This window comes from Salinifilum aidingensis (genome assembly GCF_054782015.1).
Genome location: NZ_BAAGTH010000003.1, coordinates 270,149 through 291,053, shown reverse-complemented (window position 1 = coordinate 291,053; position 20,905 = coordinate 270,149). Strand labels below are relative to the sequence as shown.

General features: G+C 73.0%; 21 protein-coding genes and 3 tRNA genes. 8 read left to right on the top strand and 16 right to left on the bottom strand.

The features are described 5' to 3' along the window. Positions 1-218 precede the first annotated feature (218 nt). Positions 219-1,172 carry an alpha/beta fold hydrolase gene (locus ACYVJE_RS06410; RefSeq protein WP_461143703.1) on the top strand — a complete coding sequence of 318 codons (954 nt, stop codon included), beginning with the start codon at positions 219-221 and terminating at the stop codon, positions 1,170-1,172. Here the strand turns inward: ACYVJE_RS06410 and ACYVJE_RS06405 are convergent. The 5 genes from ACYVJE_RS06405 to ACYVJE_RS06385 form a co-directional block, all read right to left on the bottom strand. Beyond that, positions 1,167-1,251 (bottom strand) — tRNA-Ser (locus ACYVJE_RS06405). The two genes, ACYVJE_RS06410 and ACYVJE_RS06405, sit on opposite strands and share 6 nt — an antisense overlap. Positions 1,252-1,373: 122 nt before the next feature. Beyond that, positions 1,374-1,934: an RNA polymerase sigma factor gene (locus ACYVJE_RS06400; RefSeq protein WP_461143702.1), complete on the bottom strand. Its 561-nt coding sequence runs from the start codon at positions 1,932-1,934 to the stop codon at positions 1,374-1,376. Positions 1,935-2,106: 172 nt separating this feature from the next. Beyond that, complete coding sequence (locus ACYVJE_RS06395; RefSeq protein ID WP_459157928.1) at positions 2,107-2,334, bottom strand: CsbD family protein; 228 nt, start codon at positions 2,332-2,334, stop codon at positions 2,107-2,109. A 180-nt stretch (positions 2,335-2,514) separates the two neighbouring features. Next, a complete protein-coding gene (locus ACYVJE_RS06390; RefSeq protein WP_459157927.1) occupies positions 2,515-2,985 on the bottom strand; it encodes a nucleoside deaminase in 471 nt (156 codons plus the stop codon). Continuing rightward, the gene (locus ACYVJE_RS06385) at positions 2,982-3,470 is read right to left on the bottom strand and encodes a tRNA adenosine deaminase-associated protein (RefSeq protein WP_461143701.1); all 489 of its coding nucleotides are present in this window, start codon (positions 3,468-3,470) and stop codon (positions 2,982-2,984) included. Before ACYVJE_RS06385 ends, ACYVJE_RS06390 begins: the two co-directional genes overlap by 4 nt. 114 nt (positions 3,471-3,584) lie before the next feature. Between ACYVJE_RS06385 and ACYVJE_RS06380 the strand changes: the two genes are divergently transcribed. Continuing rightward, complete coding sequence (locus ACYVJE_RS06380) at positions 3,585-4,553, top strand: prephenate dehydrogenase (protein ID WP_461143700.1); 969 nt, start codon at positions 3,585-3,587, stop codon at positions 4,551-4,553. Positions 4,554-4,614: 61 nt separating this feature from the next. Here the strand turns inward: ACYVJE_RS06380 and ACYVJE_RS06375 are convergent, their stop codons facing one another. Then, on the bottom strand, positions 4,615-5,937 hold the full coding sequence (locus ACYVJE_RS06375; RefSeq protein ID WP_461143699.1) for an MFS transporter: 1,323 nt from the start codon (positions 5,935-5,937) through the stop codon (positions 4,615-4,617). 777 nt (positions 5,938-6,714) lie between these two features. On the opposite strand from ACYVJE_RS06375, the gene ACYVJE_RS06370 reads away from it, so the two are divergent. Together ACYVJE_RS06370 and ACYVJE_RS06365 are read left to right on the top strand one after the other, a co-directional pair. Further along, entirely contained in the window at positions 6,715-6,927 is a 213-nt protein-coding gene (locus ACYVJE_RS06370; protein ID WP_459157923.1) for a hypothetical protein, read from the top strand. 303 nt (positions 6,928-7,230) lie between these two features. Then, the gene (locus ACYVJE_RS06365; protein ID WP_461143698.1) at positions 7,231-7,827 is read left to right on the top strand and encodes an NPCBM/NEW2 domain-containing protein; all 597 of its coding nucleotides are present in this window, start codon (positions 7,231-7,233) and stop codon (positions 7,825-7,827) included. 48 nt (positions 7,828-7,875) lie between these two features. On the opposite strand, the gene ACYVJE_RS06360 is transcribed toward ACYVJE_RS06365, so the two are convergent. Together ACYVJE_RS06360 and ACYVJE_RS06355 are read right to left on the bottom strand one after the other, a co-directional pair. Then, positions 7,876-8,004 carry a hypothetical protein gene (locus tag ACYVJE_RS06360; protein ID WP_461143697.1) on the bottom strand — a complete coding sequence of 43 codons (129 nt, stop codon included), beginning with the start codon at positions 8,002-8,004 and terminating at the stop codon, positions 7,876-7,878. Positions 8,005-8,156: 152 nt separating this feature from the next. Further along, complete coding sequence (locus ACYVJE_RS06355; protein WP_461143696.1) at positions 8,157-8,789, bottom strand: DUF5313 family protein; 633 nt, start codon at positions 8,787-8,789, stop codon at positions 8,157-8,159. Positions 8,790-8,888: 99 nt separating this feature from the next. Here ACYVJE_RS06355 and ACYVJE_RS06350 point away from each other — a divergent pair, with 99 nt between their 5' ends. After that, positions 8,889-9,356 (top strand): MarR family winged helix-turn-helix transcriptional regulator, encoded by a 468-nt coding sequence (locus tag ACYVJE_RS06350; RefSeq protein WP_461143695.1) that lies wholly within the window; start codon positions 8,889-8,891, stop codon positions 9,354-9,356. A 741-nt stretch (positions 9,357-10,097) separates the two neighbouring features. On the opposite strand, the gene erm is transcribed toward ACYVJE_RS06350, so the two are convergent. Next, the gene (gene erm, locus ACYVJE_RS06345) at positions 10,098-10,916 is read right to left on the bottom strand and encodes a 23S ribosomal RNA methyltransferase Erm (protein WP_461143694.1); all 819 of its coding nucleotides are present in this window, start codon (positions 10,914-10,916) and stop codon (positions 10,098-10,100) included. 327 nt (positions 10,917-11,243) lie between these two features. Between erm and ACYVJE_RS06340 the strand changes: the two genes are divergently transcribed. Next, a complete protein-coding gene (locus ACYVJE_RS06340; protein WP_461143693.1) occupies positions 11,244-12,059 on the top strand; it encodes a ZIP family metal transporter in 816 nt (271 codons plus the stop codon). Between the two features lie 159 nt (positions 12,060-12,218). On the opposite strand, the gene ACYVJE_RS06335 is transcribed toward ACYVJE_RS06340, so the two are convergent. From ACYVJE_RS06335 to ACYVJE_RS06315, 5 genes are all read right to left on the bottom strand, one after another. Then, the gene (locus ACYVJE_RS06335) at positions 12,219-12,665 is read right to left on the bottom strand and encodes a VOC family protein (protein ID WP_461143692.1); all 447 of its coding nucleotides are present in this window, start codon (positions 12,663-12,665) and stop codon (positions 12,219-12,221) included. Positions 12,666-13,052: 387 nt separating this feature from the next. Then, positions 13,053-13,125, bottom strand: a tRNA-Arg gene (locus tag ACYVJE_RS06330). 31 nt (positions 13,126-13,156) lie between these two features. After that, positions 13,157-13,245: transfer RNA gene (locus ACYVJE_RS06325), tRNA-Ser, on the bottom strand. 589 nt (positions 13,246-13,834) lie between these two features. Then, positions 13,835-15,832, bottom strand: a complete 1,998-nt coding sequence (locus ACYVJE_RS06320) for an acetoacetate--CoA ligase (RefSeq protein ID WP_461143691.1) — start codon at positions 15,830-15,832, stop codon at positions 13,835-13,837. A 57-nt stretch (positions 15,833-15,889) separates the two neighbouring features. Continuing rightward, on the bottom strand, positions 15,890-16,582 hold the full coding sequence (locus ACYVJE_RS06315) for a dienelactone hydrolase family protein (RefSeq protein WP_459157898.1): 693 nt from the start codon (positions 16,580-16,582) through the stop codon (positions 15,890-15,892). Positions 16,583-16,763: 181 nt separating this feature from the next. Here ACYVJE_RS06315 and hisC point away from each other — a divergent pair, with 181 nt between their 5' ends. Continuing rightward, positions 16,764-17,816 (top strand): histidinol-phosphate transaminase, encoded by a 1,053-nt coding sequence (gene hisC, locus ACYVJE_RS06310; protein WP_461143690.1) that lies wholly within the window; start codon positions 16,764-16,766, stop codon positions 17,814-17,816. A 218-nt stretch (positions 17,817-18,034) separates the two neighbouring features. Here the strand turns inward: hisC and ACYVJE_RS06305 are convergent, their stop codons facing one another. Together ACYVJE_RS06305 and ACYVJE_RS06300 are read right to left on the bottom strand one after the other, a co-directional pair. Next, positions 18,035-18,526: a hypothetical protein gene (locus tag ACYVJE_RS06305; protein ID WP_461143689.1), complete on the bottom strand. Its 492-nt coding sequence runs from the start codon at positions 18,524-18,526 to the stop codon at positions 18,035-18,037. 65 nt (positions 18,527-18,591) lie between these two features. Next, complete coding sequence (locus ACYVJE_RS06300) at positions 18,592-19,416, bottom strand: L,D-transpeptidase (protein WP_459157895.1); 825 nt, start codon at positions 19,414-19,416, stop codon at positions 18,592-18,594. Between the two features lie 374 nt (positions 19,417-19,790). Here ACYVJE_RS06300 and ACYVJE_RS06295 point away from each other — a divergent pair, with 374 nt between their 5' ends. Continuing rightward, positions 19,791-20,888, top strand: coding sequence for a hypothetical protein (locus ACYVJE_RS06295; protein WP_461143688.1), 1,098 nt, complete (start codon positions 19,791-19,793; stop codon positions 20,886-20,888). Positions 20,889-20,905: the final 17 nt, after the last annotated feature.

Here is a 20,905-nt window from a genome sequence, read left to right as displayed (position 1 = left end):
GCGCCCCGCCCCGCCCGGCTGAGGGCGCCCTGCGGCGGACGGCTCCGGAGGCACGCCCCCGCCTGCGCCGCCCCGGCCCGGGCACCTCACCCGAGCGGGGGTGGCGGCACCTCCCGGAGAGGTTCCGCCCCTGGGCACGCCGCGCAGGCCGAACGCGCGTCCACCCGTCCCGGCACAACCCGTTGAGCACGGGGCCCGAGCCGCGCATCCTCGATCACATGCAGTCCACGCCGCGTTGCGCATTCGTGCCCCTGGCGGACGGTCGACGGCTGGCCTACTACGAGTTCGGCGATCGCGCGGGGGTCCCCTGCGTCTACACTCCGGGCTGGCCCGCTTCCGGCCTCTCCGGCGCCTTCCACACCACCGCCGCGCAGCACGCGGGCGTGCGGTGGATCGCCGTGGACAAACCGGGAACCGGCGCGTCCGACCCGGACCCGCGGCGTTCGCTGTCCCGCTACGCCGCCGACGTGCGCGGGCTCGCCGACCACCTGGAGCTGGAGCGGTTCGCCGTGGTGGGCGAGTCCGCGGGCGGCCCGCACGCGCTGGCCGCGGCGCACGAACTGCCGCACCGGATCACCACCGCGGTCGCGCTCGCGAGCGCGGGAGCCCCGGACACCCCGGGAGGCCGCCGGGCCGTGACGCCGACCGCGCGCCTGCTGCTGCGGATGGCGCGGCGCTGCCCGTGGCCGGCGCGCCTGCGCGCCGCGCAGCTGCAGCGCGCGCTGCACCACCCGGCCCGGGCGCGGCGCTGGGTGGCGGGGCTGCGGCACGCGGCCTCCGAAGCTGATCAGCAGGCCTGGGAGCGGCTCGACGTGACGACGCTGCTGTCCTCGGCGAGGGGCGCCTTCACCCAGGGCAGCCGCTGGGTGGCGCAGGAGCTGGTGGTGCTCTCCCGCCCGTGGGGGTTCTCGCTGTCCGGCATCGAAGCCCCGGTGGAGGTGTGGCACGGCACGCAGGACACCGCGGTGCCGCTGTCGGCGGCGCGGGCGCTGGCCGCGCGGATCCCGGGGTGCACCACGCGGATCTTCGACGGCGAGGGGCGCTGCCTGGGCGTGAGCCGTCCGCACGAGCTGATGCGGGCGATCCGCAACGCGGCCTCGGACGACGCGACCGCCCCCGGCGAGAAGACGGGCACCCCGCGCCGAACGCGGGGTGCCCCGTCTGCGCGGTAGCGGTGGGATTCGAACCCACGGAGGGTCGCCCCTCACACGATTTCGAGTCGCGCTCCTTAGGCCGCTCGGACACGCTACCGCCCGCTAGGGTAGCGAACCCCGTTCCGGCTTCCCGACGGGGGCCCCGCTCCGGTTGCCGGCCGGGCAACCCGGCCGCTCGGTCCCTCGAGGGTCCCGCCGCTCGGGGCCGACGAGCGGTGCTCAGGCCCAGTCGCGCAGCTCGTCGGCCAGGGCGGCTCGCGCGCGGGAGAGCCGCCCGCGCACCGCCTGCTCCCCGGCGCCGACGCGGCGGCCGATCTCCCCGCAGGAGAGGCCGTCCACTTCGGCCAGCACCCACGCGTCGCGCTGCCCTCGGGGCAACCCGGCCAGCGCCCGGCGCAGTTCCAGCGCGGCCGCACCGGCCAGGGCGAGCCGCTGCGGGTCGAGCACGCACCCCGCCCCGGGGACGGAGCGACGGTGCTCGGGCACCCGCCCGACCGGATCGGTGCGGCGGATGCGCCGGCGGCGCAGCACGATCAGGCAGTTGCGCCGGGCGATCTGGAACAGCCACCCGCGCAGCGCGGCGGGTTCGACCAGCTCGGCGATGCGCCGCCACGCGGCGACGAACACGTCCTGGGTGACGTCCTCGGCCTCGATGCGGTCGTCGAGCATGCGCAGCGCCAGCGCGCGCACGCCTGGGGCGTAGCGGTGCACGATGAGTTCGAACGCGGCCGCGTCACCTGCCGCGATGCGGCGCGCCAGTGCCGCGTCGGTCGCCTCCACGCTGCTCCTCCCGCGCTCGGGTCGTCCTCACCCGGCCCTTCGCCGGAGCCGCACCGCGGCGACGGCGGTGGCGCGCAGAGCCGGGTCCGCCCCGAAGCGCTCGGGACGGACCCATGGTCACAGCCGGCGATCCCGCCCGCGGGGCGAACAGATCGCCGGATCAGGCGTTCTTCTACTTCTGCTGGTCGCCCTGCCCGCCCTGGAAGCGGTCCTTCACGTTCTCCGCAGCGCCGGCGGCCTTGTCCTTGATGTCCTGGCCGGCCTCCTTGACCTTGCCGCCCATCTCGTCGCGCTTGCCGGCGTCGCGCATCTCCTCGTTGCCGGTGGCCTGGCCGGTGGCCTGCTTTGCCTTGCCGACCAACTGCTGCGCCTGTTCCTTCGCCTTGTCGAAAACGCCCATGGCGGACTCCTTCGCTGCTTTCGCTCCGGCGCTCGCGGCACCGGGTCCGCTCGGGACGTACCCGACACGCGCGCAGGCAAACGGAACCCCGACCACGTTGTGACGTGTGTCACTCCGAAGATCCGCGGACTCGCCCCCGCGGCGGGTGGCTGACCAGCGGACAGCGGGTGGTTGGCCCGCTCAGTCGCGCTGCTCGGTGAAGAAGCCCTCGAGCAGCGCGGCGCACTCCTCGGCCAGCACCCCGCCGACGACCTCCGGCCGGTGGTTGACCCGCCGGTCGCGCACCACGTCCCACAGCGAGCCGACCGCGCCGGTGCGCGGTTCCCACACGCCGAACACCACCCGGTCGATCCGGGAGAGCACCAGCGCGCCGGCGCACATGGTGCACGGCTCGACGGTGACGGCCAGGGTGCAGCCGGTCAGTCGCCAGCCGTCGCCGTGCTCGGCAGCCGCGGCCCGCAGCGCGAGGACCTCGGCGTGCGCGGTCGGGTCGAGCCGGGCCTCGCGCTGGTTGTGCGTGCGGGCGAGCACGCGTCCGTCCGGGCCGGCCACCACCGCGCCGATGGGCACGTCGCCGGTCGCCAGCGCGCCGGGGGCCACGTCCAGCGCGGCCCGGACGAGACCGACGTCCGCCCGGGAGTGACCGGTCACTGCTCGAGCTTCTCCAGCACGTTGCCGAACTCCTGACCGAACCCGCAGCGCCGGGCGATCATCTCCAGCTGCTCGTCGGGGTAGAGGTCGACCTCCTCGATGATGACCAGCATCTCGCCCTCCGGCAGCCCCAGGTCCGACAGGATCGACAGGCTGCCCTCCGGCCAGACCTCCTCGTCGTCCTCGTCCGGCGTCTCCGCCCGGAGCAGGTCCAGCACATCGGCGGCGATGTCGTAGTCCAGCGCCGCCGCCGCGTCCGACAGCAGCAGCTCCACCCCGTCGGGCACCGGGCGGAGCAGCACGAAGAACTCGTCGTCCACATTGCACATGCCGAACAACGCGCCGGTGGAACGCAGTTCGCGCAACGCGGTGATGGCCGAGTCGAGACTGCTGAGCACCGAGCTCGCCAGCGGGCTGCAACGCCACCGCCCGTCCTCACGTACGACGGCGACGGCGAACCCCTCCACCGGGTCCTGGACCGTCATGGGGACACCGTAGAGCGTGTGGAAGCCACCCGAAAGCACCATTGCCCCTTCGTGACCTTCGCGAGTCGGCTTCCCGCCCGACCGGGTGCCGACCGCGTGGGGCAGGATGGGCCCATGCGCGGCGTGTGCGTCATCGGACTGGGACTCATCGGCGGATCGATCCTGCGCGCGGCCGGCCGGGCCGGCCGCGCGGCGTGGGGGGCGACCACATCCGAAGCGGACGCCGCCGCGGCCGAGCGCGACGGGTTCACCGTGCTCGAGGCGGAAGCGGCGCTGCAGCGCGCCGCCGAGCAGGACGCCCTGGTCGTGCTGGCCACGCCGATGGGCGCCCTGCGGCAGGTGGGCCGCCTGATCGCCTGGCACTCCCCGGAGGTGCTGGTCACCGACGTGTGCAGCGTCCGCGAACCCGTCACGCAGGAGCTGCGCTCGCTGCTGCCCGGCGCGAAGCACGCGGGGAGCCACCCGATGGCGGGCACCGCCGAGTCGGGCTACGCGGCGGGCAGCGCCGAGCTGTTCGACGGTGCGGCGTGGGCGGTGACCACCGAGGACGACACGGACACCGCGGCGTGGCGCGCGGCGGCCGAGCTCGCCCTGGACTGCGGCGCGCGGGTGGTGCCCGCCTCGGACGCGGCGCACGACGCGGCCGTGGCGCGGGTGTCGCACCTGTCGCACCTCTTCGCCGCGGCGCTGGCCGCGACCGCCGCCGACGGCGGTCCGCTGGCGCTGTCGCTGGCCGGCGGGTCGTTCCGCGACGGCACCCGCGTGGCCGGCAGCGACCCGGCGTTCGTCGCCGCCATGACCGAGGGCAACCGGACGGCGCTGCTGGACGCGCTGGACGACGCGCTCGGCAGGCTGGGCGCGGCGCGCGGCGCGCTCGCCTCCACCGGATCGCTGAAGTCCACTGTGGACGCCGGGCACGCCGCCCGGCAGAGCTGGCACGACCTGCTCACCAGCGAGCACGCCCGCCGCAGCGTCTCCCTGGCCTCCCCCGGCGCCCTCGGGCGGTTGCGCGATCTCGGCGAGCGGGGCGCCCGCGTGGTGGGCGTGGACGCCGACGAGGCCGTCGTCGAGGTGCCTGAGTAGCCCGCGACCGCACGCCGAGCGCGGACCCGGGCTCGTGCAGCCGCCCGGGCCGCGGTGCTCGTCAGGACTGCCGCACGGAGCTCGCGAAGGCCACGTCCTCCGGTGCCGGGCACGCCCGTTCCGGCTCCCGCGGGGCCGAGGCCGGGGGCGTGGCAGCCCCCGCCTGCCCGACATCCGCGGGCTCGGCGTCCGCGGCCCGCGCACCGGCTCCCGCCACCGGGGCGGCGGTTTCCGCCGGGGCTGCGGGGTGCAGCGTGGCGCGGCGCGTGGCGTGGAACAGCAGCAGCGCCACGACGGCCACAACAGCCGAGGCCGGTCCGAGCGCTCCCCAGCCCCACCGGGCCACGACCGCGCCGCCGGTGATTCCGCCGAAACCCATCCCCAGGTACAGCGCGGAGGAGTTGAACGCGACGACCACGCTCGCCATCGCGGGCCCCAGCGTGATCAACCGGTGCTGCACCGCGGGCATGATGCCCCAGCCGCCGAAGCCCCACAGCACCAGCAGCACGGCCATCCCCGGCAGCGAGGCCCCGGCCAGCGGCAGCAGCGCCAGCCCCGCGGCCAGCACGACGAGCGAACCGGCGATGCCGAGGGTGGAACCGAACCGGTCGGTGACCCGTCCGACGACGACGTTGCCCGCGGCGCCGGCGACGCCGTAGACGAACAGCAGCACGCCGAGCGCGCCCGCTCCCACCCCGGTCAGCGCGCCCAGCATCGGTGCCGCGTAGGTGTAGGCGGCGAAGTCGGCCAGCGAAGCCAGCGCGGAGACGGTCAGCACGATCACGATCGGGCGATCGCGCAGCACGCCGACGCGTTCGCGCAGCCGCACCGCCGGCGGCGCCGGCACGGCGGGCAGCACGCGTAGCGCCGCGGCCGCCCCCGCGGCCAGCACGGCGACCAGCCAGAACAGGCCCTGGTACCCGAGCCACCCTTCCAGCAGCACCCCGAGCGGCACGCCGATCACGGTGGCCAGGGTCAGCCCGGACAGCACCACCGAGACGGCCCGCCCGCGCTTGTCGAGCGGCACGAGATCGGTGGCGATGACCACGGCGGTCGGCGTGAACAGGCTCGCGCCGACGGCGCCGAACACGCGCGCGGCGGTGAGCGTGGCGAACTCGGGTGCCAGCGCGGTGGCGACGTTGCTGGCGACGAACAGCGCCAGCGACAGCCACAGCAGTCGCCGCCGCTCCCAACGGGCCACCGCTGTGGACAGCACGGGAGCGCTGATCGCGTAGGTCAGCGCGTGCACTGTGACCAGCTGCCCGGCGGTGGTCACCGACACCCCCACGTTGTCGGCGATCGCGGGGAGCACTCCGGCCACGAGGTACGAGCCGGTGTTGATGACGAAGGTGCCGACGGCGAGCACCAACAGCCGGAAAGACATGGGCATCCTTCGCAGCGTTGCGACGTGGGCGGGGCAGCACGTGCCGCGCGGTCCGCCCGGGGCGGCCGCGGAGCACGACAGGACTGTGCCCACCGGGGCGGGCACGGGATCCGCTCCCGGCACTCGCCGGTGCCGGTTGCGGTGACGGGACGTTCGGGGCGAGGAGCCCGCAACCGCGACCGGCCCCGAGGGCCGGACCCGTTCTCGGATCAGCTCGCCGGCGCGGTCCGCACGGGACCGCACCCCGCATTTCGTCACACGCCCGGATGGCGTTACGCCGCGTGCTCCGGATCACAGGAAGCAGCGCACCAACCCCGGGGAAACCTCATCGCGAACTCCGCTCGCATTCCTCAGTGGATTGATCGCAACTCCCGAGCGCGCGAATCATCCGATCAGATGGAAAATCTTGCGCTCCGCAATGGCCGAAACCCGTTCGTGAAGCCGGTTCGCGCACCTCTAAACCCCACGTTCGGTGCATCAACTCCGGATCTCGCGCACGGACCAGCGCGTTGCGCAGCGCAATCCACACAGGACGCACCCGTGCGCGGGACGCCGCAGCACGACGAACTCCGATTGGAAATCAGTGCGTGTCCACCGGACCCGCACGGACGCACGGCCAGAGCAGCGCCGGAACACCTTGTGGTGAAACCCGGCCGCGCCACTCGGCGAACTCCAGGACGAATCGGTAGACAAGGGGCTGCGCCGCGATGCGGTCTCGGAGCGGTTTCCGACAATCCGCCGGCGCGGTCGAACCCAGTGACACAGAAAGGAACCCCCATGCGTTCTCTGGTTCGCGGAGCCGTAGCGACCACCTTCGGACTGGCCCTCGCGCTCGGTGGCGCCGGTGTGGCCGCCGCCGGCGGCGGTGGCGGACACCACGAGCACGTCGACGTCGACGCCTGCCAGGTGTTCAGCTGCAACACCTGGAACTGGAACTTCTCCGACGACGACAACCAGGGCATGAACTTCGGTTCGGTCCTCAAGAGCTGAGCACGCTCCCCGCGGCGGCCCTGCCCGAACGGATCCTGCCCGAACGGATCCAGGTTCGAGCAGGGCCGCCGGTGCGCGCACGCACCACCACCGCGGGCTCCGAGCGCTCCGCACCACCACCGCGGCACGTTCGATCGATCCGCGTTCCCGCCGCACCACCGGCGCGCGACCGATCAATCCGCCCCACGCGTGCGCGGGCGCGCCGTACGATCACGCGCGCGAGGAACGCGCGAGACAGCCGCACCCCCCGACGGCGCCCGGGACAGCGGCACGCACGACGAGGACGCCACGATCAAGGCGGCCGTGATCAGCCGCCGCGGAGCGATCCTCGCCGCCGCCATCACCGGCGTCTGCTCCCTGATCGTCGGCTTGACCACCACCTACGTCACCACGCGCCCCGAGCAGTCGCCGCCCCCGGCGACGGAAACGGTCACGCGCACCGCGACCGAGACCGTCACCCCCTCCGGAAGCGCCTCGCCCGGCGGTGAACCGGCGAGCCCGCCACCCGCAGGCGCGGTGCACCTCGCCGACAGGGAGCCCGTGGAAGGCGCTTCCGGCTGGGAACGCGGCAAAGCGACCGTGCGCAACCGCGAACACGAGCGAGCGCTGGTTTCTGACGACGAAATCTGCAGCGTCGTCACGGCCGCCTACAACATCGACCCCGGCACGAGCACCTTCCACAGCCGGGTGGGGCTCGCCGACGACGCGGAATCGGGAGAACCCGTCACCTTCACCGTGCTCGTCGACGGCGAGCCCGCGGGCAATTCCGCGACCGTGGAGGTCGGCGAGGTCGCCGAGCTGACCGCCCAGGTCGACGGGGCTTTCCGCGTCACCGTGCAGGCCGAGCCGAAAAGCTGCATGGATTACCCCGTGCTCATCGACCCGACGCTGCGCCCGTAGCGGCTGCTGCCCGGCCGGCCGCACCACCCCTCCGCGGCAGGAACCGCATCACCCCTCGGAGGGCGGCAGCAGCCGCGGCACGAGGCGGATGCAGACGAGCACACCGAGCAGCCCGACCAGCACCATGACCACGAGGAACGCGGTGCGCAGCGGCACGACCCGCACCACCTCGCCCATCTCGTGGCGCGCGGCGGGACCTGGCCTGCCACGACGACGAACACCGCGGCCGCCAGCAGCACCATCGCGGCCTGCACCCCGGAACTGACCCGCGCCCGCACGGCTCCGGCGGGGCGCTCCGCGGCCGCCGCACCCGGTGCGGGCCGGAGCGCTCACCCGCCAGCGGCATCCCGGGACATCCCGTCCTCGGCGGCGTGCTCGTGCGCCGCGGTCTCCGCGGACCGCGCACCACCCGGGGCGTTCCCGTCCGCTCGCCCGCCCGCGGGGCCGGCCGTCGAACCGCCCGCGGTCGCCGCCTCGCCCTCGGCCGCGGGACCGCTCTCCTCGCCCGCGTGACCCGCGGTACCGCCACTCGCTCGGGCGTCCTCGCCGCCCGCCGTGGGCTCCGACGCGGGCGCGCCCGAGTTCCGCGGGCCCGCGCCCTTGCGCGCGGCTTCCCGCTCCGCCGCGAGCCGATCCCGCACCGCGCGGGCCGTGCCGATGCCGTAGCCGTGCTTGTGGACGCGGTGCTCGATCGTGTGCTCCATGTACGCCGCGGAGAACCACAGGGCGAGGATGACCCCGCCGAGCAGGGCCATGCCCTTGATCCACAGCGGTCCGGGCACGAGCAGGAACAGCAGGCCGGGGCTGAGCTGCACGAGGCCGCGGCCGAGGTGGCGCAGCACCCAGGTGCGGCACGTGACGTCGTGCAGCACCCACTCGTGGAAGCGCTCGGGCAGGCGCCCGCCGAACGCGTACCAGACCCACAGGGCAGGATTCGGCCGAGGCGCTCGGCTGTCTCGCACGTCGGCTCCTTCACCGTACTGAGTTCTCCCTGTGGAGACCGGCGGGAGAGAGCGTAACGTATTAATGTTTAGTGCACTAATGAAGTCGGGAGGTTCGCGTTGGAGCACGTCGACCTGGGTGACGACCCCCTCAAACTGGACCGCCAAGTGTGCTTCGCACTCTCCGTGGCCTCGCGCAACGTCATCTCGATCTACCGCCCGCTGCTGGCACCGCTGGGGCTGACGCACCCGCAGTACCTGGTGATGCTGGCTCTGTGGGAACGCTCACCGCGCTCGGCGAAGGAGCTCAGCGAGATCCTGCACGCCGAGCCCGCCACGCTCTCACCGCTGCTCAAACGCCTCGAGACGATCGGCTACGTCGTCCGCGCCCGCGGGCGGCGGGACGAACGCTCCCTCGACGTGGACCTCACCGAGACCGGGGCGGCGCTGCGCGCGGAAGCCGAGAAGATCCCCTACAAGGTCGTGGAGCTGCTCGGGCTCGACGTCGCGGAGCTGGAGCACCTCAACGAGGTGCTGGGGCGGCTCATCACCAGCAGCGCGCAGGTCCTCGACGAGGGGCACGGCTGACGCGGCACCCCTCCACGCGCTCGGAGCTCAGCCGGACCCGACCGCGAAATGTTCGCCCCCTCGTTTCGGTGAGGAGTTCGACAACGGCGCCGGAGCCGGTCCGAGCACCAACCCCGCATCCGACCGCCTCACCGCCCCGGACGCGGAACCACCGGGGTGCCCGGGCAGGAAGACCGCGGGGCACCTACCGTGCGGGTGTGGAGCTCCTGGCCGGCGAAGGACGGCCCGCGAAGCGGCGGCCCGCGGGCCGCACGGGGCAGCGCGCTGCGAGCACGACGGGGGCCGGTGCTCCGGCCCTGCTGCACGCGGTCGCCGACGGCAGAGCGCTCTGCGGCGCCGAAATCACCGCGGTCCGCAGGGAACCCTGGGACGCGAACGCCCCGCGGGCCTGCCCCGACTGCGTTGCCCGCGCCCCGGCCGGAGCGGAGTGATCGGCACGGCGCGCAGGCGCCGAGGACCCCGCGGCATCACCGCGGTGACCAGACCGCGCAGCCGCACCCCCGAGGACGCACCTCCTGCCGCTCCGCTGCTGACCGGCAGGAGGTGCGGCTGCGGCACCTGCCGCGTGGTGGGGACGAGCGGTGCCTCCTGCGTGGTGGGGACGAGCGGCACCTGCCGCCGTCGGCGGCGAGTCCCCGGTCGCTGGGGGTGAGCTCGCCGCCGACCAGCACCGGCGGTGTCCACGAACGACGGTCCCGGGCCCCGGAAACCCGGCGAGCGACCGGAAGCGCGTCCCCGGGATCACCACCGCCCGCTGCGAGGGCCCCGCCTGCGCGCAGCCGCGCGAGAGCCCGGGGCCGGTTCGCGGGTCTGCCCCCACAGAGCTGCCCACTGCTCGGCGGTCAAGTCCTTGGGCAGCGCCCGCGGGGACACGCGCTCGGCGCGCAGCCACGCGTCGAGCGCGCCGCGGTGGATCCGCCCCGTCCGCTCCAGGACCTCCCGCAGTCCGCGCCCGCGGCCGGTGAAGACCTCCCGGACGAACGCCTGGTACGCCGCTCGATCGGTCACCAGCGGACGAGGGCGGCGGCGCACCGCCAGCAACCCACCGTCGACAGCGGGCACCGGCCGGAACGAGCGTGCCGGGATGCGCCGGTGCAACGTGAACTCGTACCACGGCCACCAGGAGGCGGTGAGCATCGTGGCGCCGCCGACACCCGCTCGCCGGCGGGCCACTTCCCACTGCACCACGAGAACCGCCGCGTGCCAGCGCATCTCGGGAAGCAGGCGTTTCAGCACGGCCGTGGTGATGTGGAACGGCAGGTTCCCGACGAGCACGTGCGGCTGCTCCGGCAGCCGGAACCGCAGGATGTCGCCGTTGACGACCGCGACGTGTTCCGGAGTTCGACGCCGCAGGCGCCCGGCCCGCTTCGGGTCGAGCTCCACGGCGGTGATCGGCCGCTGCGAGCGGCTCAACCGCGTCGTGAGGGCGCCGTCGCCGGCCGCGAGTTCCACGATCGGGCCGTCCGTTGCGGCGACGAGGTCCTGGATCGCATCTGCGACCGCGGGATCGACGAGGAAGTTCTGGCCGAGCTCGTGCGGCCCGCCCGCGTATGAGGACATGAGTGCGCTCCGCGCTGAGAGATCGTCGAGCCGGCGCGGCGACACCGCGCCGGCGATTGCCCCGAAGCGCGGCGGAGTTGACGACGTGCGCTCACCTCCGCCGCTACGCGCGGCGGATGCGGATGTAGAACGCGGCACTCATGAGACCCATCGCTCGCGACAGTAGCAGCGCGCAGTCGCGGGTCGAACCGATTTTTCGGGGCGGAGGCGCTGGAGCGATCGCGTTTCCGCCCCCGGAGGTCCCAGCCAATTGAAAATGATTGTCTTTTTCTGTAAGGTCCGGGCGGATCTGCCGAACGAGCCCGGGAAAGCGCGCTGGTGGGAGACATGACGCTGACGTCAACGGAGGGGCGGCTCCGGTCGGGCGAGCACGCGGTGACGATCGGAGTGATCGGCCTGTTCGCCGGGGCGTGCATCGCTGCGGGGGTGGCCGACCTGCGGAAACTGCTGATCATCGCAGCGGTTTCCTGCATGGCCATGGTCGCCGGCGCCGCGCTCGCCCCGCGGAGGATCGTGAACAGCAGCACGCTGACTTGGGCGCACGGCCTCGCCGCCGGAGCGATGGTGGCCAGTGCGTGCGGGTTCCTGCTGCCCACTGCGATGGAGCGGAACTCGACGCTCGGGGGCTTCGGCATCGCAGCTGGTGTGCTCGCAGGATTCGCGGTCCACGTCGGAGGCGCCTGGTTCGGTTCCCGCGCTGCACTGCTGGACGACTACGTGGTTCGCCTCACCGCGCACTCCGTGGCCGCGGGACTCGTCATGGGAGCGATCTACGCCAGCATGCCGAGCATCGGGCTGCTGCTGGGTCTGGCGATCATCTCGCACAAGGCCCCCGCCGGGTACGTAGCGGCGCGGTCGCTGCACGAGTCCGGTCGATCGGTGGTTCCGGTGATACTGCCCGCCTGCGGTGTCGGCATCGCGGCGATCGTGGTCGGATTGCTGGGCTGGCCCCTGTCCCCACCCGTGACAGCCTCGGCGTTCGGCGCATCAGCGGGACTCTTCCTGCACGTCGCGCTGGACTTCCTGGCACACCTGGAGAGGAACCGCGCAGCAGGAAGCCCGCGGCTGGCCGCGCACGCGACCGCGAGCGCGCTGACCGGTGCCGCCGTCGTCGTGTGCGCCTGGACGATCACCGGAGTTTAGCGCGGGGAGCTGACCGGGCCGGCGCGAAAAGTGGCAACGAGGTGGCAACGCGAGCCGCCGGGGTGGCCTTGAACTGGTCCGCCTCCGGCGATGCCTGCGCTCGGGCTCCGTCGTCAGGGCTGCTCGCCTCGAGGCCGCGGGCCGGTCATCACGAGCCAGCTAGCTCGTTTGCCGATCGGCAAAGATCCCTTCCAGCATGCCGGTGGCCTGGCCGATCTCGATCAAGTATCCATCAGGGTCACGCATGTAGCAGCGGATCTCGGCCTTGCGGTCGAGGGGCTCGGTGAGGAACTCAGCCCCCTTGCTCCGCGCCTGATCGTAGAACGCGGCGATGTCCCCGACGCGCACGTTCATGAAGGTCGAAACGCTCTCGGATTGCTCGGGCGGCTGCAAGGTGACACCCGGCTTGTCCGGGGTAGGGCCCCCGCCGGGGTTCATGATGATCCAGGTGTTGGCCACTTTAACGATGCAGGGGTTATCCTCGAGGACAACCTTCCCGCCGAAGACGTCCACGTAAAACGCGCGAGAACGCGCCACGTCCCGCACCGTCAGGAAGTGCGTGAAGATCAGACCTTCCTCTGGTACAGGCCACTCGTCTCCTTGCATCGTTCACCTCCCGGCCTCACACGGGGCGTACCGGACACGAGGAGGGTAGTGCCGCCTTCGTCCGCTACGCATGCCGAGACGGGACGGTGGGCCCCGAGAAAACAGCCAGCTAGCGCAGCCCCACGCATCCACAAGCTGGCGAGCCAGCACGCCCGGATCAGCGTGACCGCCCGTCGGTCGTGGTCCCGGTGACCCAGCTGCGCAGCGCAACCACACTTTCCTCGGGACGGCGCGCCCAGGTCAGGAGTCGCGGGCCAGCGCGGAGGCCCTGGACGCCCTGAACCCGTCGAGCAGTTCACGCGAAAAGTGGCAACGGGCTCGAGCCGCGGGCCGCGCAGGAGGTGGTCGACGAACGAAAACCCCCTGCTTACACAGGGGGTCTCGGAGTGCGCCCGGAAGGATTCGAACCCTCAACCTTCTGATCCGTAGTCAGACGCTCTATCCGTTGAGCTACGGGCGCGTGTTCAGTTGTGACTCCCGGGGGAGTCTAGCGGAGGCTCCGGGATTTGAACCCGGGAGGGGCGTAAACCCCTACCGCATTAGCAGTGCGGCGCCATAGACCAGACTAGGCGAAGCCTCCCGGTAGTCCTTCTCGCTGCCACCGGAGATAAGACTACACGCCCGCTCGATCGTCTCCGAAAGGGGGGTCCCCTTCCGCGACCTCGGCGCTCCCGGCAGGCGGTGGGGCGCCGCTGCCCAGCGCGCACGAGCGCCCTCCTCCCGCCCTCCACCTGGAACCGGGGAGCGGGAGGCGGACGGAGCCGGGAACCGGACCCGCCGGGCGGAGGCGGAGGCGGGGACACCGCGCGGAGCCGCCCCGGAACGTCGCGAGGCGGATGCGGGACCCGGAGACCGAAGCACCGCGGGCCGGGTGCGGGCCGGGCGCGGGAACCTGGCCCGGGTGCGGGGTCGGTGCCCGCCGGTGACCGCAGACCGCCAGGCGGGCACCGGCCAGGCCTCCTCCCGGCGCCGACCCGCCCCCGCGGGGCACCCCGACCAGCTCCCGCCGACCGCGGCCCCGTCAGGCGCCCAGTGGACCCGCACCCAGCCGCAGCACAGCCTGGAACGATTCCAGTTTATTCAATTTTCATGAAAATTGTGAGCTGTCCCCACGCGGATGGAGCACAAGTTGTCCACAAGGCGGCGAGTTGTCCACAGGTGCGGAGCCCTCACCGCACCCACTCGTCGCGCAGGCCGATGAACTCGTCCAGCGCCTCCGGGTGCTGCAGCGACTCCCGGCTCACCGCCTTCTCCGGCTGCGTGCCGGCGAAGATCTTCTTCACCGGCACCTCGAGCTTCTTGCCGTTGAGCGTGCGCGGGACCTCGGCCACCGGGATGTAGCGGTTCGGCACGTGCCGCGGCGACAGCTGCTCGCGCAGCTGCTCGGTCAGCCGCGGCCGCACCTCCTCGAGGCTCGCGCCCTCGGCCAGCACCAGGAAGCACAGCAGCTCCCCGTCCGGCCGCTGCGTGCTGGAGGTGTCGATGACCAGCGAATCCAGCACCTCGCCGAAGCCCTCGACCACCCGGTAGAACTCGGCGGTGCCCATCCGGATGCCGCCGCGGTTCAGCGTCGAATCGCTGCGCCCGTGGATCACGAACGTGCCCCGCGACGTGCGGGTGACCCAGTCGCCGTGCCGCCACACGCCCGGGAAGGTGTCGAAGTAGGACTCGCGCATCCGCGAACCGTCCGGGTCGTTCCAGAACTTCACGGGCATGCTCGGCATCGGCCGGGTCAGCACCAACTCCCCGACCTCGTCGCGCACCGGCTTGCCGTCCTCGTCGAACGCGTCGGCCGCGGCACCGAGCATCGGGCAGGACAGCTCCCCGAGCCACACCGGCACGTCCGGCGAGGCCCCGAGGAACGCGGTGCACAGGTCGGTGCCACCGGAGACGCTGGCGACCTGCACCCGCGGACCGATCGCCTCGGCCACCCAGCGGAACCCGTCCGAGGTCAGCGGCGCTCCGGTCGATCCCACGGTGCGCAGCGCCGAGAGGTCCAGCTCCGCGCCGGGGCGCAGCTCCTGCTTGCGGCAAGTCTGGATGAACGGCGCCGAGGTGCCGAAGTAGCTCACCCGCCACTCGGCGGCCAGCCGCCACAGCGCACCCGCGTCCGGGTAGGCCGGGTGGCCGTCGTAGAGCACCAGCGGCGAACCCACCAGCAGGCCTCCGACGAGGAAGTTCCACATCATCCAGCCGGTGGTGGTGAACCAGAAGAACCGCTCGCCCGGTCCGAGGTCGCAGTGCAGGCCGATCGCCTTGAGGTGCTCCAGCAGCATGCCCCCGTGCCCGTGCACGATGCCCTTCGGCAGCCCCGTGGTCCCCGAGGAGTACAGCACCCACAGCGGGTGGTCGAACGGCACCGCGTCGAACTCGAGCGGCGCGTCGGCGTGCCGGTCCAGCTCCTGCTCCCACGAGTCGGTCCCGGGCAGGTCCGCCCCCGTGCCGAGGTGGTCGACCAGCAGCGTGCCCCGCAGCGTGGGCAGCTCCGCGCACAGCTGCTGCACCGTGTCCCGCACGTCGAACCACCGCCCGCCGTACGGGTAGCCGTTCACCGCCACGAGCACGCTCGGCTCGATCTGGGCGAACCGGTCGGTGATCGCCCGCAGCCCGAAGTCCGGCGAGCAGGACGACCAGACCGCGCCGAGGCTCGCCGCCGCGAGGAACGCGACGATCGCGTCCGGGCTGTTCGGCACCAGCGCCACCACCCGGTCGCCGCGGCCCACACCGCGGGCCGCGAGCGCGGCGCGCGCCGCCGCGACCCGGCCGCGCAGCTCGCCGAACGTGATCTGCTCGCGGTGCCCGTCCTCGCGGGCGAACAGCACGGCCACGTCCTCGTCACCGCGGCCGTCGAGGTGGCGCAGCGCGTGCTCGGCGTAGTTCACCGTCGCCCCGGGGAACCACTCCGCACCGGGCATGACCTCGGCCCCGAGCACCTCGCGCGGCCGCTCGTGGAAGTCGACGGCGAAGAAGTCGGCGACGGCCTGCCAGAACCCCGCCAGGTCCGCGGTGGACCACTCCCACAGGGCCTGGTAGTCGGCCACGTCGTGGCCGCGCTCGGTGCGCAGCCAGGAGCGGAAGGCGGCGATGCGGGTGCGCTGCACCTGGTCGGGATCGGGCTGCCAGAGCAGTTCGGGGGTCTCGGTGTTGCCGGACGTGTTCGCGGTCATGGCCCGTTCTTAGCGCACGAACACCGGTCGCGGCCATCCCCCCTGCGGGAACGCGCGTCAGCGCAGGTGCATGTCGAACCAGCTGCGCACACGGCGCCACGCGTCGGTGGCCGCCTCCGGGTCGTGGTCGAACCGGTGCCCCACTCCGGAGAAGCGGACGACGTCGGTGACCGCGGGCGCGCGGTCCGCCACCTCGGCCAGCTTGTCGACGTCCGCGCGCGGGTCGTCCGAGCCGTACAACCCGAGCCACGGGCAGGACAGCTCCCCGACGACCTCCACCAGCGAGGGCAGCGTGGTCGACAGCTGCTCGTGGATGCCGGACGCGCCGACGCTGACCGCGGCGCCGAGCCGGCGGTTGGCCGCCACCACGGCCGCGGCGGTACCGCCCACGTCGAAACCGATGATGCCGAGCTGGTCGGTGCGCACCCCGCGTTCGGTCAGCCACAGGAACGAGGCGTCGGTGTCGTCGAGCACGGACTCGCCGGACAGCTGCCGGACCTGCGCGTGCACGGCTTCCGCGGAGTCCGCGAGGACGTCCTCGGCGCCGTCCCGGTGGTACAGGTGGGGCGCGACGGCCAGCCAGCCCTCCTCCGCGAGGGAGGACACGAGCTGGCGCACCCGCTCCGTGACACCCCGTGCTTCGTGGAGCACGACGATTCCACCCCGCACCACGCTGTCCGGTTCGGCGACCGTCACCCGGAGCCGGTTCCCGTCGGTCAGCGCGAGTGTTTCGGTTCGGGGTTTCGTCATGCATGCAGGGAACACGCCGCGATCAGCGCAGTCAACACGCTCACCGGGGCGTGCGGGCAAGTGTGCGCGAGGACTCACTGGATCGACGCAGCACCCCCCGGTGGTACCGGTGGCCGTCCGGTGATCACCGCGGGCGAGCTACCGTCCGCGCAGGGGACTCGACCACAGCAAGGAGCCAGGCATGACCGTGCGTCCGCGCGCAGATCTCGACCAACTCCCGGCGTACGTCGCCGGCCGCAGCATTCCCGGTTCGATCAAGCTCGCCAGCAACGAGGTGTCCGCGGGCCCGCTGCCGACCGTGCTGGAGGCGATCAACCGGCACGCGGCGCAGGTCCACCGCTACCCCGACATGGGCGCTTCGGAGCTGACCGCGCGGCTGGCCGACTGGCTCGGCGCCGCCCCGGAGCGGATCGCCGTGGGGTGCGGCTCGGTCTCCCTGTGCGAGCAGCTGGTGCAGGCCATGTGCGCGCCGGAGGACGAGGTCGTGTTCCCGTGGCGCTCGTTCGAGGCCTACCCGATCCTGACCCAGATCGCGGGTGCTCGGCAGGTGCGCGTGCCGCTGACCGCCGAGCACGAGCTGGACCTGGAGGCGATCCTGTCCGCGATCACGCCGCGCACGCGCGTGGTGTTCGTCTGCACCCCGAACAACCCGACCGGCACCGCGCTCTCGCCCGGCGCGCTGGAGGCGTTCCTCGACCGCGTGCCCGAGCACGTGCTGGTGGCCCTGGACGAGGCGTACTTCGAGTTCGACGACGCCACCGACGCGATCGACGGGGTGGCGCTGGCGCTGCGGCGCGACAACGTGCTGGCGCTGCGCACCTTCTCCAAGGCGTACGGGCTGGCGGGGCTGCGCGTGGGCTACGCCGTCGGTCCGGAGCGCGTGGTCGAGGCGGTGCGCAAGGTCTGCATCCCGTTCAGCGTCAACGCGCTGGCCCAGGCCGCGGCACTGGCCTGTGTGGACGCCGGGGAGGAACTCGGCGCGCGCTGCGGCGAAGTCGTCGGGGAGCGCTCGCGCGTGCTGCACGCGCTGCGGGAGACCGGTTACACCGTGCCCGAGTCGCGGGCGAACTTCGTGTGGCTGCCGCTGGGCGAGCGCACGGAGGCGTTCAACGAGCACTGCATGCAGCACCGCGTCGTGGTGCGCGCGTTCCAGGGCGACGGCGCGCGGGTGACGATCGGCGCGACGGCGGAGAACGACGCGTTCCTCACCGCGGCGCGGTCGTTCGCGGGCTGAGCGCGCGCCGGTGAAGCGCGGGAGGCCGACGCGGCGCTCCCGGGCTGCACCGGATGAGTGGTGTCCGGCGAAGCGAGGGGGAGCACTTCGCCGGACACCGCACATGTGCGGGCTGGTGCGGAACCGGACCCGCGGAGCGCGTAGTGATCTACGCGCTCGTGAACCTATCCAAGATCAATTGCTCGGGCCAAGGGGCCCGGCACCCGGCGGGCGTGCCGTCAGCCCGTGACGGGGAGGTGCCCCTCCATCACGGTGGGCGCGGGAGCCGAGGGCAGGTCCTCGTCCGGAGCGCCGCCCTGACCGCCCGGCTCGGGCGACTGCGGCTCCTCCGGCCGGGGGTTCTCCGGCACGTCGGGAACGTCGGGCTCGGGCACGTCGGGAACGTCGGGCTCCGGCACGTCGGGCACCTCGGGCTCCTCCGGTTCGTCGACCGGGGGCTCCTCCTCAGCCGGCGGCTGCTCCTGCTCCGGGTGGTCGGCCACCGGCGCGTTGGTGCACGAGGCCTCCTGCGGCGAGCCCACCGGCAGCACGGCGCCGGCGACGGCGATGTTGTTGTTGCACAGCTGCACCTGCAGCACCTGGATGTTCGCGTCGTTGAGGACCGTGACGCCGTCGTTGCCCTCGCTGTCGGCGAGCGCGGCGGAACTGCCCGCGGCCATCATCCCGGCCGTCGTGGCAGCGACACCGAGCACGGATGCTGTCTTCTGCATGTCTCCTACCTCCCGAATTCGCATTTCGGTGTTCCGTGTGCTGGACACGCCTGTCGGCCGCGGGGTCAGCGGAGCATGACCGTGGTTCCCAGCGGCAAGTTCCGCAGCAGCTGCAGTGCGTCGGCAGGCACCCGCACGCACCCGTCGCTGCTGGCTCGTCCGAACACCTGCGGATCCGGCCACCCGTGCAGCGCCACTGTGCCCGGTCCGCCGCCGTAGGTGCTGTAGGTGTCCGAATGCACCCCGAGCGGCAGCACGATGGGGCTGTAGTCGATGACCTGGTCGTCGATCGCAGCCATGATGAACGTGCGCCCGCGCGGGGTCGGGCTTCCGGAAGCGCCGACACCGACCTCCCACGAGGCGATCTGCTCCCCGTTCTCCCGCACCAGCAGGGTGCGGTCGTCGACGTCGACCTCGACCTCGTAAGGCGAGTGCGCCTTCTCCACGCGCGCGGAGCTCGAAACCGGGACCCACCCGGTCGAGCCGTTGGGGCGCGAGGGCAGCATCACGTGCGCCCAGTCGCCCTGCTCCGCGATGACCGGCACCCACGTCGGCGATTCCATCTGCTCGGCGGGCAGTCGGGCGAAGACCTGACCACCGGGCGAGTCGTACACCGGCAGGTCCTCCTTGGCCCGCAGCACGACGCCCGACGTGCGCTCCTGCGGGGCGGGGTCGTGCGGGGCGCCGGAGATGTCGGTGTACGTCGTCGATTCGGGGTACTGCGCGAGGTCCACGGCGTAGGCGTTCTGCACCGCCTGCGGTTCCGACGGCCCGCCGGGCGGCTCGGCACCGGAACCGCCGCAGGCGGTGAGCCCCAGCAGCAACGCACCGCAGGCTGCGAGCAGGCGCCCGCGCGGCGCGCGGCGCGGGGAAGCGGCGACTGACCGCATCGCGTCTCCTGACTGCAGCTCGGCGTTTCGGTGGTCACGCGTCCTCGCCGACCGCGGGACTCCGTCCGCCCGCACGGCAGCGGCCACCGCAGCGGCGACAACGCTGCGTGCGAACGCGAACACGCGGGGCGGACAGTAGCCCGGACAAATCACCGCGATGAGCTGAGTCGACAGCGGGTCCTGCCGCCGGAAACGGCGTTGATCAGGGGAAACGCCTCGCGTTACAGGAACAGCTGGGGAACTCCCGATCGAAAGTTCACACTTTCGTGTTGATCAAAACGTTCGATCAGGTGATACCGCAGATCTCGGATCGATCGCGGCGGACCTGCCGTTCCGGGTGTCCCCACCGGGTGAGCGGACGGCACAGTGGGGGCATGCTGATCCGCATCCCGACGCCCGGCGCGGTGGTCGGCTTGGCCAGAACCACGGCGAACCGGGCGGTGGACTCCGCCGCGGCACTCGCCACCGCCCCGATCCGCGTGCTCGGACTCATCGGGGAAGCGGAAGCGCTGCTCGCACGCGTGCGCGGCGCCGTCGAGCGCGCCGAGGGCATCATCGAGCGTGCCGAGGACCTCACCCGGGACGCGCGTTCGACCGTGGACACGGCCGGCGACGCCGTCGACCGGGCCCAGCGCATCGTGGAGCGCGCGGACGCCCTGATCGCGCGCGTGGACGCGGTGTCGGACTCGGCCGAGACGACGGTCCTCGAGGTCCGCGACATCATGGCGAACGCGGAAGCGCTCATCACGCGGGTCGGCTCCGTGTGCGAGCGGGCCGAGCGGACCGTGGACGCGGCCGGCGGCGCGGTCGACTCGGCCGACGGCCTCGTCTCCCGGGTCGGCGTGGTCGCCGACGACGCCTCCGCGATCGTCACCAACGCGCGCAACGTCGCCGCGGGCGCGGAAGAGCTCGTCGGCACGGCCAGCGGTGTGGCCGGCGACGCCTCCCGCACCGTGGCCGACGCCCGGCGCATCGCCGAATCCGCCGAGACCCTCGTCAACCGCGCCGGCGGAGTGGCCGACGAGGCGGCGCGGACGGTCGAGAGCACGCAGAAGACGGCGGCCACCGCCGACGAGCTGCTCGCGGCCTACGAACCGGCGCTGCGCCGCGGCGCTCCGTTCCTGCAGCACTTCGTGGCGGAACTGTCCGAGGAGGAGGTCACCGCCGCCATCCGCATGGTCGACGAGGTGCCCGTGCTCACCGAGCACCTGCTCTCGGACATCCTGCCGATCCTGCGCACGCTCGACCACGTCGGCCCGGAGCTGCACGCGCTGCTCGAGGTCACGCAGGACCTGCGCCAGGCCATCGTGGGCATCCCCGGATTCACGTTCTTCCGCCGCCGCGGCGAGCGGAGCGAGTCGCGCGCCCGCGACGACGCCGCGGACGGCGCGGAAGCCGCGGGAACCGTGGAAGCCGCGAGAACCGCGGACCGCCCGGCGGCGGGCCCGCCGCCGCACGAACACCGCACCTGAGCGGCGGGGAGCATTCC